Below are 12,523 nucleotides of genomic sequence, written 5' to 3' on the forward strand. Positions count from 1 at the left end.
GCAATGAAATCATTTTTATATACACTTTTACTATTTACTGTTACACTCAATGCACAGACAGCAACAAAAGAACAAATTATTTCTGACCTGCCAGAAATAGAAATCACAGAGGGAGTCAATCTGCATATTATTTCTCCGGAACCTATCCAGTACGTTGATCTGTCTACAGAAAAACTGACAGGAGATTTACCGACGACCAATATTGCAAGAATCAAAATTACAGACAGCCAAACATCTGAAGAAAAAGATAAAAAGAAAAAGACCTCCATCTTTTTTAATGGAAATCAAGTCGGAATTATTACCGTTGTGGGGCAATCTTTTATTGCACAGTATAAAGCGGTTTACAGACATTCTGAAAACTTAAATACAATTACCAATATACATATTCAGCCAGAAGCGATGCAGCCCATTGAATTTGATAAAATGGTGTTCTCTAACCTTGAACTCAGAAAATTTGCAATGGGAATTATTCAGAAGAAATCTGAAGGTAATCCAATCAGGGAAGAGAAAAATCTCAAACTTAGTTTCCAGCTCAACAATGTGTATGTCATTAGTGATTACATCTTTCTTGATATGACCTTTAAAAATAACTCTAATCTGAGCTATGATATTGAGGCGTTAAAATTTTCCATAGAGGATAAAAAAATCCATAAGGCTACAAATAGCCAAAGCATCGAGATGACGCCACTTTTTCAGTTGAATCCTCAAAAACATTTCAAGAAGAATTTCAGAAATATTTTTGTGTTCAAAAAGTTCACTTACCCGAATTCTAAGGTAATGATGATAAGGTTGATTGAAGAACAGCTGTCGGGTAGAACCATTGAAATGAAAGTTAATTATTCTGACATTCTAAAAGCTGATACTTTCTAGGCGGAAGTTCCGCTTACCATTAATTAATATGAAACTATAATAAACTGCTATGCAAGAACAACAACATCAAATTAAAATCTATGGATTCCTGCAAAAGGTGGTCTATGCTGTAGTTGCATTGGATTGTGCTTCGCTGTTTTATCTGAATGCTGATGTTCCTGTAGTTTCCAATTTATTGAAGAACTTCTCTAAAATGAGTTTCATTTATCCTCCCATCAATGCAAAATTTGCCACGGTGGTTTTGATTGGATTGGTTGCTGTTGGAACAAAAGCTAAGAAGAAGAGAGACCTTAATATATACACAAAGATTGGAATTCCAATAGTGTTAGGGTTATTGATGATTTTCTCATCCTTGATCTGGCAGGATGAAGCTGGAAATAGAGAGCTTCCGCATATCTTTCCGGGGCTTAATTTTTATCAAATCATCTATGCAGTTCTTTCTTTTTTAGGAGCAGTTATTCTTCAGATGGGAGCAGACAGTATTTCTAAATTGATGCAGCAGAAAATGGGAAAAGACCGATGGAATGTTGAAGAAGAATCTTTTGATCAAAACAAAGAACTTGTAAACACGGATACTTCTATCAATATCCCTTATATTTTTAGATATAATAACAAAACCTATGAAGGCTATATTAATATCGACCCTTTTAGAGGAACAATTGTAATCGGAGTACCTGGCTCTGGAAAATCATTTGGGGTTATTAATCCATCTATTAGACAAATGATTGCTAAAGGATTTTGTCTTTGCATTTACGATTTTAAGTTTCCTGACCTGGCGCAAATTGCTTATTATCATTACTTATTGAAAAAAAGTAGAGAATCAGATTACAATTACAGTTTTCATATTATTAATCTTAATGAAGTAGAAAAATCAAGAAGAGTAAATCCGTTCCATAAAAAGTACATTCAAACATTGGCTGAAGCTCAGGAAATGGCTGAATCTATGGTTTCTTCATTGCAAAAAGGAGGATCCAGCTCAGGAGGAGGTTCCGAAGCTTTTTTTACTCAATCGGCAATTAACTTTCTTTCATCTTGTGTCTACTTTTTTGCTACGTTGGAAAATGGGAAATATTCAGATCTGCCGCATATTCTATCTTTTATGAACCGCAGTTATAAAGAGATCTTTGATACACTTTTTACCAATGAAGAGATTCTTTCCTTGCTTTCACCATTCAAAACAGCCTATGACAACAAGGCTTTTGATCAGTTGGAAGGACAAATTGGAACTTTGAAAATCTTTCTTTCCCGATTGGCAACTAAAGAGAGTTTTTGGGTATTCTCAGGAGATGAAGTTGAGCTTAAAATAACAGATAAGCAAAATCCTTCAATTCTGATTTTAGCTTCTGATCCGAGCACACAGGACATTAATTCAGCCTTATACTCTTCAATTCTTAATAGGACCTTACGCCAAATCAATTCTAAACATAATTTACCTGGTGGAATTATTGGCGATGAATTCCCAACAATATACATTCATAAAATTGACAATATAATAGCAACAGCAAGAAGTAACAAGATAGCTGTTTTATTAGGGCTTCAGGAAATTCCACAGCTTCGACAGTTTTATAAAAAGGAAGTCGCGGATACTATTTCAGCGATTGTCGGAAATGTTCTTTCCGGTTCTGTAAGAGATAAAAATACCTTGGATTGGCTTGAAAAATTGTTCGGAAAAATTAAACAAAAGTCTTACTCCCAATCTATTTCGCAGCAAGGAACATCGACCAGCATCAATGAAAAAATGGACTTTATGATTCCTGCAGGAAAAATTGCTGCACTCAAAACCGGTGAAATGGTTGGAATGATTGCGCAAGGAGAAGAGAACAGTAGTGAGGAATATAAAACTTCTGCAATAAGAGGAAAAATCAATCTTGATATGAAAGCTATCAAGGAGGAAGAACAAAACTATGTAGCTATGCCTAATTACTATTCATTCGTCGATAAAAAGGGCAATAATCGTAAAGAAGAAGTTCTGATGACCAATTTTAGAAAAATAAATAGAGAGGTGGAACTCATCGTAAACGAAAATATTAAAGATTAATACAGTGGGATTAAAAATGAAAAATATAATAACAGTGCTGTTTTTAGGTTGCTATTCGTTGGTTTTTACACAGTTCAATACACTGACTCCTAAAAAGGTTACATCCAACGAGATTCTTAAAGAACAACAAAGTTTTCAGAAGCAATCTACCTTCAAAATAGAAAAGGAGCAAAAAAGCATTATTAACAGACTTTTCAATGCTCCAACTAAAAAAAATCTGAAAAAGGAGATTGATTCTCTGAAGACATTAATGCTTCGTTACAATGTATCAAGAATTGAGGAAAGTAAGGCAGACTCAAAAATCGATAATGACTCACTCTTACAAAACTATAAAAAGCAATCAACAAATCTGGAAAATTCAAATACAGAAAAGCGTATTAAAAAGTTTGATTTCGTTAATGAAGAGGAATCTATCTCAAAAATAAGTATGCCACTTAACAATAGGATGATGGTTACTTCTCCTTTCGGATGGCGGGTTCATCCTATTTTTGGAGCTAATAAATTACACAACGGTGCAGATTTTAAAGCCAACTATGAAAATGTATATGCTGTTTTAGATGGAGTTGTAATTGCATCGGGTTGGGATTTAGGTGGAGGAGGGAATTATATTAAAATCAGGCATTCTAATTCATTTATAACCTCATATCTTCACCTTTCAGAAATGTATTACAAAGCTGGAGAATTTGTAAAAGCCGGATTCATCATTGCAAAAAGTGGGAATACCGGAAATTCTACCGGCGCGCATCTTCATTTTTCAGTGACAGAAAATGGAAAATACATTAACCCCATCCGATTTCTAAATGATCTTATTAATGCCAATAATTTAATTGCCAACTACTATGAATCACGAGCAAACTCATACAACCAACATTAAACTTCTAAACATTATGCAAAATCACAATTTACCAACGGACGAACTTAAAAACTTTGGAATTATCAATGACGATTTTACATTTTCCAAAAAGCTAAGCGAAGATGATATTCAGAAATTTCTTCAAGGATATACCATCGTTGCCGACAATGATAAGAATAGAGCCACTTTTCAGCTCACAGAAGATAATACAAAACTGAAGGTCATCTTTCTTGAACGAGATAAAAGCCTAACTAAACTTCTTGAAAATAGTAAAGAGAAAGTTCAATATACGGACATTAAAGAGCTTTCAAATGAATTTCCTTCACTTGAAAAGAAGGCTTTTGTATTCGATAGTGAAACAGGAAAAGTTGTAGAGTTTGATTTCATCAAAAATGCGACAGAGCTTACTGCTATCATTGCTGATAAAAAGGATGCGCAGGAACTTAATCGTTATAAAAACGAATTGCTAAAACTTAAAGGCTTTCTACAAGATAAAGTCGACCAATATCCTGAAATAGCAAAGGAAATCACAAACGATGTAAACATTGTTTCGAGAGAGATTGACGCTGTAAGTCACATTACTGAAACTGAAAAACAACTTTCAAAAGGAGGTGATTCAGATATTCAACTGAATGTGAATGATAGAGATATGTATGAAGATGCTAACAGAAACAGGAAGGAGCAGGAAGAACAATCTGAGGAACAGGAGAAAAGAAGAGGATTCAGAAGATAAAATCTCAAATAATTAAAAATTGTGGAGAATAAATTATCCTGGTTCGACAGAGTGATTACTCCAAAAACCAAAACTTATAAAGATTTTGAAAAAGAAATAAAAAATACAGCTCCCGAAAATTTTTTTAGAGATGGAGAAAGAAGGTTTTCCAATCAGGAAAAAAGATTTATGCAAATCTATAAATCCAGAGAAAGTCAAATGATTCAGGGATCTGCTTTTACTGTGAATTCCATTTTTAATTCAGATAGTAAAGCATTGATTAAAACAAACTTTAAAAGCTTTAGTGAAGCTGTAAGATTCCTTGATAAACAGAGAATCGATGACAGATTTTTAATAGTACAAGATAATACTTCCTTTAAAGAAGTAACTATTAGCGATGAAGCTTCAAAGCAAAAATTTCTTTCAGATTCTTGGGCAAAAGAATTGGAGAAAAGAACAGATTTAAGTTTGGGGATGACCAATACACAAATTGATGAACAACAGGCCCACCATTACCGGAATTATGAGATTGAAGCAGGAAAATTGGGAATAGAAATTAATCCACTCACTGAGGAACTTCACAAGAGCTGGGAAAATAGTAGTCAACTTGATTGGGAAGAAGACAGTTTCGAATTTGATGACCTGTTTTCAAAAGATGACTTTGATGAAAGTTTGGTTCCTGCATCTGGTCTTCCTGAAGGATGGATTTGGCGCGAGTACGATGATGGGAGCGGTTCTCTGAAAAGTCCAACTGGTAATATTTATTATAGTTATGATATACAAACCCAAGAATATAAGTCATCCTCATTTGGCAATGGTTGGACTGATATGAAAGATCTTTATGATCGACCGAAAAGTTTGAACGAATTCAAAACCTATGTGGAAAATGACCTGAAGGGAAAAGCACCTCAAAATAATCTTACCCCTAAGCTTTCTGAAGATGAAAAAAATAATCTGCTCAATTACGTACTTATTAATAAAGAAAATGAATTTATCCTAGAAAATCTGCACTTAACAGATAAGCAAAGAAAGAGTTTTTCAGAAAAAGTAGAATTTGGAACGACGGAGGGAGATTACACATTAACAAATAAACAATTAGAGAAAATTCCGGATGTACTTGACGGACATCACTTATCAAAGAATGATAAATACGCCTTGGCTTTTGGCTTATTGGAAAGACAAGGGAATGGCGAATCCTATAAATTATTACAAAATGGAGAAATTTTAAAAACTTATCTCGATGAAGATAACTTATCAATATTCAGAATATTAACAGTCAATGATATAAATTTTAACAATCAAAACCCAAATATTATGGAAAAACAACAAGACTTTGACCAAGTAAAATATCTTAAAGACCAAATGAAATATCTCGGTTTTGGAGAAGAGGAAAAACTTCACAAAGATTTAGAAAAAGGTATCAACTCAAAAAAGCAAGAGTTTGAAATTAAGACTAGCTCAGATAAAACCTTACCCGCAAATAAGGTTGATTTTATATTAAAATTCAATAAAAGTGAAAGCGGAGGTGTTTTTCTTAATTCCTACAATGCAAAATTGACTAATGACAACAGTGAGGAGATCTCTCATAATTTTCCTGTTAGCCGGGATAATAGTTTTACAGCAAAAGAAGCGGTCAATCTTTTGGAGGGACGTAGCGTGAAAATTGAGTTTCTCAATCCAAAGAGTCAACAAGTCGAACCTGCTTTTGTTCAATTTAACTTCAACGAACCGAAGACCGAGAAGGGAAATTATTACTTCCAAAATTTCTACAAAAACTATGGTGTCAATACGGCTAAGATTGTTGACAAATCTAATCTCGTATTTGACAGACCTGAATGGAAAGAAAGCGCAATAAAATCTCTAGAAAAAGGGAATGTATTAAAAGTAAAATTCAAAGAGAATGATCAGGTCATAGAAGGAAAAGCAGTTCTGGATCCTCAAAATCGAAATCTTAAACTTTATGACAATGAAATGAACAGGCTTAATACTAACAAACCTTTAGAAGGCCTGGAGCAAGATAACAAGAACGATAAAGCCAATGTTAGGGAACAAAGCATCAAAAGATAAAAATTTTACTTACCATAATACCATCGGAAGCGGTAAGTCAATATGATTTGCCGCTTTTTTATAAACTCAATTGAAATGAAACTAAAATTAATATTTCTACTTAATGCAATTCTATTTACAGTAAGTTCTTGTCACAAGGAAATCGTTTCTGAAAGTGGAGGGATTGATCTTATTTCCAATGTCTATTTTGATGCTTCGAAAGGTTTGGACCAAATGGAAAGCTTTCATCTATCTAAAATAAACTATTCTCAAAATCATTTGATAGAATTGGTTCCCGATACTTCGTTTCCGGAAATTAATAAACAAACTTACTACATTAAAGATTCATTGTACTTCCAGGTAGATCCATCAGAGAATAATATCATATTTTCAGCAGTTTCTCAAAAACAAAGACCATTATCGGTTTGGGACAAAAAAGTAGGTGCTATATTTTCCAAGGATTGGATTCTCAACTACAGAAACAGAAGAAATTTGTCTGATACAGTATTATTCAAAAAAAAATTTAAACGCTTTGAAATCAACTCTCCTTGGAATTATACGCGTTTTTACATTTATCCTACAGATACTATTTTACCATATTCCTTTTACAGACACGCCGAAAAAGACTACCATGGTAGACTGGAGCGCATTGATTCTTATAATAAGAAGAGCGACATTTTCGTAACCCTTCAGCTGCTACCCAGAAAAAAATGGGATGATCAGGCAAAAGAATTATTTGAGTTCAACAACTTCGTAACAAGCAGAAAAAACAATTGAGTATGTCATTGGATTCTTCAAATTTTAAAGATGATATTTCTGTTATCAATGGAAGCAAGAATGAGCTTGTTGTATTTGAAAAGGAAACTGATACGCTCTCATTTCTCGAATTATTGAAGTTGAATAATCAAAACAATAACAGAACTCTTGTTACACTTAATTCTGCGAGTAATACTAATAAATTTCTCAACCGATTTAAAGATTTTGATGGGAAAATATTTTTATGTTTGGAAGCAAGCAGAATAGGGGATGCTGCAACGCTTAAAATTTTAATGGAATTGAAGCTGAAGAATAAGAATATTAAAGATATCCGAAGTATGTATGAGGTATCCCAAACCGCAAATAAGAATCTGAATGAATATCTACAAAACAAATTAAATCTTCAGAATAAAAATATTAATTTAGTTGAACCAAAAAAATCAGAGGATGCAGAAGTTATCATTAGACCAACAAGAATTTCCGACACTCAGCACTTGGGATCCAAATTTTCTGAACGAAATTCTGGAGAGTCTCTCCAAAGAAGCCAATCCGAACAAAACGGAGATTACTCAGGAGGACAAACTTTGGGCAGCAACGATGCTGGAAATGGACTTGAAAAGTCAGAACGGAACGATCTTGGAAACACAGGAAGAGAATCCATTGACAGAGCACAACCTGAAAATGTTGAAGAAAATGAAGACAGAAAACATTCCTTGGACGGAATCCTATCCGGGAGAATTGTATCCGATAGAATCGAAAGAAGAGTAGATGATTCCAAAAATATTGAGGAATTAAATTCTCTTATTTCAAAATATAAAGGTCAAAAACTGACCAATGAACAAGTTGCAGAAGTAGTTTCTGCAGCTTGTTTTGTTTCCGAGGATAGAAAAATTACTTTACATCCAAATGTTGAGATTTCTGACGATGTAAAAAATATTTGCAATCAATACAAAAGTGGTGGTACTGCGAAGGAAGGGCGTGGAATCCTTGATGAATATTACACGGATTCAAAGATTGTGGAGGCAATTCGCAATCTTATAAAAGACCAATTCAAAAATCAAAAAGAGATTTCAGCTCTAGAGCCAAGCGTAGGAACCGGAAGTTTTCTTTATGCTATAAAAGATCTCTCTGTAAAAATAAATGTTACAGCTTTTGAAATCAATGATACTACAGCTAAAATTGCCAAAATTTTCCATCCTGAAGCTGACATCAATCTGCGCTCGTTTGAAACTGAATTTATTAATGAAAAAGGTCAAAAAACTGACGCAAATGACTATAATGAAAAGTATGACTTGGTTATTGGGAATCCGCCTTATGGAGAACATCGAGGTCTATACAAAGGATTAGGGGAAGAACCCAAAATTAGTAAGTACGAAGATTATTTTTTCAAACGTTCTTTAGATTCTTTGAAATTAAATGGTGTTTTGGCAATGGTACTTCCTTCAGGTTGGCTGAACAGGCAGAAGAAATTAGAAAATGTAGAGATTATGAAAGCCTACAGATTACCTTCAGGGGCTTTTGCCGGAACTCAGATCGAAACTGACATTATTATCCTTAAAAAATCATCGGTAAAAATCACTCAGGATATATCTGATTATTTTGAAAAGAACCCAGAAAATATCTTAGGAGAAATTCGGAAAAAAAGCAATCGTTTTGGGAGAATGGAGCAATATGTCCACGGCAATTTGGATAATGCTTTACATATTCTGCACCGGCTTCAAAACAAAAATGAGACAGAAAGAATTGGAAATCTGTTTGAAGATTTTATTCCAGAGAATACTGAACCGGAAAACAAAAATACAGTCAATGATAAAACGGAAATAGATAATGAAACCGAAAGCGGAGTAGCACTGAATGATGTTACAGACAAAATCACTGAAGTTCTTTCATCCTTAAAGGAAATCAAATTTAAATCTCCGGCTATTGTCAAAGAAATTGAGAAATATTCCAAGCTCAAAGAACAGATAGAAAAAGATGCTCAATCTTTTAATTCCAAAGAGCTAAAGGAGGTTTTTGATAAATCCGAAAAAATAATTCAAACTCAAAAAAGGAAAGACTCAGAATATAGAACTCAGACAAAACCGGAAATCAAAAAAGGGGTTTTAAAATATCTGTTTTTCAAATCTGATGAAGTTCTAAATACTTCTCTTCAAAATAGCAGTTCAATTTCCAAAGAACAAATTGATGCTTTTCGTGATACCAATTATGACGGGATTTTGAATAATTATGGTAAACACTATCAATTTGCCAATTTTATTGATGGAAAGTGGATGCACGATTTTTATTATGCAGAAGGAAATATTTATGCAAAGCTGGAGCAGTTAGAAAAAGATTTTGCTGATAAGTATGCTGTTGGCGGAACAGAAGATCAGTATGATAAGCAAATGAATCTGCTTCTTAGTGTTGTACCAATTCCTAAATCTTTGGATGACATATCCATTAGTCCCAATCACGAATTTGTACACAAGTTTGCACTTGGTCAAGTAGAAAAAGAGAAATATAACCCAAATTCAAAACTGGTCGAAACTGTAATTGTAGATTACAATCTTGCAGAAAAGTTTAAAGATTTTGTAGGAGATTTATCAAGTGATGCGTTTGCAGGTTCTTCAGCTTGGGAGGTCAAAAGTTTCGTAGATAATGAAACAGTTACTGGAAGTGACAAGGAACGAAATGCTTTGGTTCGTGAAAGGCGTAAAGCTGCAGCTAATGATCTGTTTCAAAAATTCATTCGTGAAGAATTATCTGATGAATTGAGAGAACGTTTTGTAAAAGAATTTAATAGAAACTTCAATAGCATTTACGTTCCGGATTATTCCAAATTCCCATTGTTTTCGAAAATCTATCAGAATTTTAAAGGAAAAGAACTTAGATTGACTGAAGTTCAAAAAGCGGGAATCGGAAGATTAACAACAAAGGGAGTTGGGTTGCTTGCTCACGAAGTTGGTTTTGGAAAAACACTTTCTGGAATATTGTCAATGCACGAAGCGATGGAGCGTGGAAACGCTAAAAGACCTTTGATTGTTGTACCCAACGACAGTATTTTAAAACAATGGATAGAAACAATTTTTGAAACTGTTCCGAAGGCAAAACTAAATGTGCTGGGCAATCTTGGAAAGGATTATGATCTTTCCAAATTTGATAACAGAGATGGAGAAATCACAATCGTTACTTATGAAGGTTTTAACAATATTGGTTTTTCAGAAAATATTACTCAAGATTTAGCCGCAAAGTTTTCGTACATCTCAGAGAGTGAACTAAGAAGTGTGAACTCCATCAGCGAGCGAGATTTTCAGATAGAATTAGAAAAAGAGAGGGAGCTGGAGGGCAAAATGAAACGTGGAAAAATCCACGACTGGGAAGATTTTGGTTTTGATCATCTAACTTTTGATGAAGTTCACAACGCCAATCATATTGTGGGAAAAGTAAGAATTGAGGATCGAAGATTTGCATCCGATTTTAGAAGCCAAAATCAACAGACTTCCAAACTTGGGATCAATACTTGGATGGCTTCGCAATATATACAGGATAAATACAATGGCAGAAATGTTACGTTACTTTCAGCTACGCCTTTTACCAATAAGCCTCTGGAGTATTATTCAATTCTTTCATTGATTGCCAATAAGAGGTTGGAAGAATCTGGCTACTTTAATGTCAACAACTTCTTTGAAACCTTTATGGAGGCGGATACTGATATGGAAATTGATGCTAGAGGAGATGTAAAGTTCAAGGCCAATGTTCGGAGGTTTAAAAATAATTCTTTGTTTCAACAGCTTTTGTCTGAGTTTATTGATATAAAAGGAGAAGATGATAACCCTGAACTGATTCGTCCTACGAAAATCAATAAAGAGTATAAAATTGAGCAGAATGATTTAACTCAAGAACAGTATGATTTACTGAAAGAAAATTTTGAAGAAACTCAAAAGGGAGCAATTTTAACTCACATACTAAATGCGAGGCTTATTGCAATTTCACCATATCTGTCACCATATTATGATGGAGAATTACCTTCAGTAAAAGAATTTATTGAAAATTCTCCAAAGCTTATTGATACAATGAATCTGATACGGCAGAATAGAAATGATATTCCCGATGCAGGCCAGATCATTTATTCTGAGTTAGCAGTTTCAGAGTTCCCTAAAATTAAGGAGTATCTTGTAATAGAAGTTGGTTATAAACCAGAAGAAGTGGGTGTCATTACAGGAGCAACGAGCAAACCAAACAGATTGAAAATTCAGGATGATTTTAATTCCGGAAAAATTAAAATCATCATTGGCAGTGAAGCCATTCAGGAAGGAATGAACCTTCAGGAAAATACGACCGATCTGTATATGCTTTCTCTTCCCTATAATTTTACAACCTTGAGACAAGTTGAAGGTCGTGCTTGGAGACAGGGCAACAAGTTTGAAAACGTGAGAATCAATTTTATGCTCACTAATGATAGTATCGATGTGTTTATGCTACAAAAGTTACAGTCTAAACAAGCAAGATATTTAGAAGCGATGAAGAAAGGAGCGAATGTATTAGATATTTCTGACATAAGTACCCAAGAACTCAAGACCTCTATTATTACTGATCCGGAAACGAGAGCAAATATTGAAATAGAACTCTTAAAGAAGAAAATTGAAATTGAAAAAAATAAACATCTTGCAGACATTGCATTTGTACTCAGAAAACACAATGACTTCCTAAAAGTAAAGGAGATGGTCACCAAAGCTGAAGAGTCATATAACAGAATCTTAGGTTATTCTAAAAATGTTGATGGAAATACTGATTACTGGAAAAATCAACTTCCATCTTATCAGAAAACGATTGACTTGGCTAAAGCTGAAGTTCAAAAAACAGTAGAATTATTAGCTGAAAAAGGAGTTAATGTTGCAGAAATAGAAGTTCAATCCAAAAGTACAGAAGATAAAATTGTAGAGTTTGATAAGAAACTTGAAAATCTTCCTGAAATTAGAAGTAAATTGGTAATTCAATACAAAATTGAAAAAGAGGAACAAATGAAAATTAATAAGCATAGAGACTATGTAAGAGAAAGAACCATTGATAATCGTATTTTGTATAATAGTTTCTTAGCAGTAAGCTCCAATAATAATGTTGAAAAGGTTTCTGTCATAAACAGAAAGAGGTAAAGAAACCTTTAAAATTCTATGATTATCATAACATATTAATTATCTATAAAATTAGGCTCAACTTAAAATCAATAAAAAATTAAATGATTTTTATTTTGTATTTCAAAAGTACATCG

Annotated in this window: 7 protein-coding genes; all 7 read left to right on the forward strand. The window is 33.6% G+C overall.

From position 1 onward, the window contains the following. Positions 1 to 3: 3 nt before the first annotated feature. The 7 genes from traN to EG339_RS12220 all read left to right on the forward strand — a co-directional run bounded on the left by traN (position 4) and on the right by EG339_RS12220 (position 12,407). A complete protein-coding gene (gene traN, locus EG339_RS12190; protein ID WP_002981123.1) occupies positions 4 to 870 on the forward strand; it encodes a conjugative transposon protein TraN in 867 nt (288 codons plus the stop codon). 49 nt (positions 871 to 919) lie between these two features. Then, positions 920 to 2,908 (forward strand): type IV secretion system DNA-binding domain-containing protein, encoded by a 1,989-nt coding sequence (locus EG339_RS12195; RefSeq protein WP_123870309.1) that lies wholly within the window; start codon positions 920 to 922, stop codon positions 2,906 to 2,908. 16 nt (positions 2,909 to 2,924) lie between these two features. Further along, positions 2,925 to 3,782, forward strand: coding sequence for a M23 family metallopeptidase (locus EG339_RS12200; RefSeq protein ID WP_002981121.1), 858 nt, complete (start codon positions 2,925 to 2,927; stop codon positions 3,780 to 3,782). 13 nt (positions 3,783 to 3,795) lie between these two features. Continuing rightward, a complete protein-coding gene (locus EG339_RS12205; protein ID WP_027374958.1) occupies positions 3,796 to 4,494 on the forward strand; it encodes a hypothetical protein in 699 nt (232 codons plus the stop codon). A gap of 51 nt (positions 4,495 to 4,545) precedes the next feature. Further along, on the forward strand, positions 4,546 to 6,540 hold the full coding sequence (locus EG339_RS12210; RefSeq protein ID WP_050791123.1) for a hypothetical protein: 1,995 nt from the start codon (positions 4,546 to 4,548) through the stop codon (positions 6,538 to 6,540). A 75-nt stretch (positions 6,541 to 6,615) separates the two neighbouring features. Next, entirely contained in the window at positions 6,616 to 7,296 is a 681-nt protein-coding gene (locus tag EG339_RS12215) for a hypothetical protein (protein WP_002981118.1), read from the forward strand. Positions 7,297 to 7,298: 2 nt separating this feature from the next. Next, positions 7,299 to 12,407 (forward strand): Eco57I restriction-modification methylase domain-containing protein, encoded by a 5,109-nt coding sequence (locus tag EG339_RS12220; protein WP_123870310.1) that lies wholly within the window; start codon positions 7,299 to 7,301, stop codon positions 12,405 to 12,407. Positions 12,408 to 12,523 lie beyond the last annotated feature (116 nt).

This window comes from Chryseobacterium bernardetii (assembly GCF_003815975.1).
Lineage (GTDB): Bacteria > Bacteroidota > Bacteroidia > Flavobacteriales > Weeksellaceae > Chryseobacterium > Chryseobacterium bernardetii.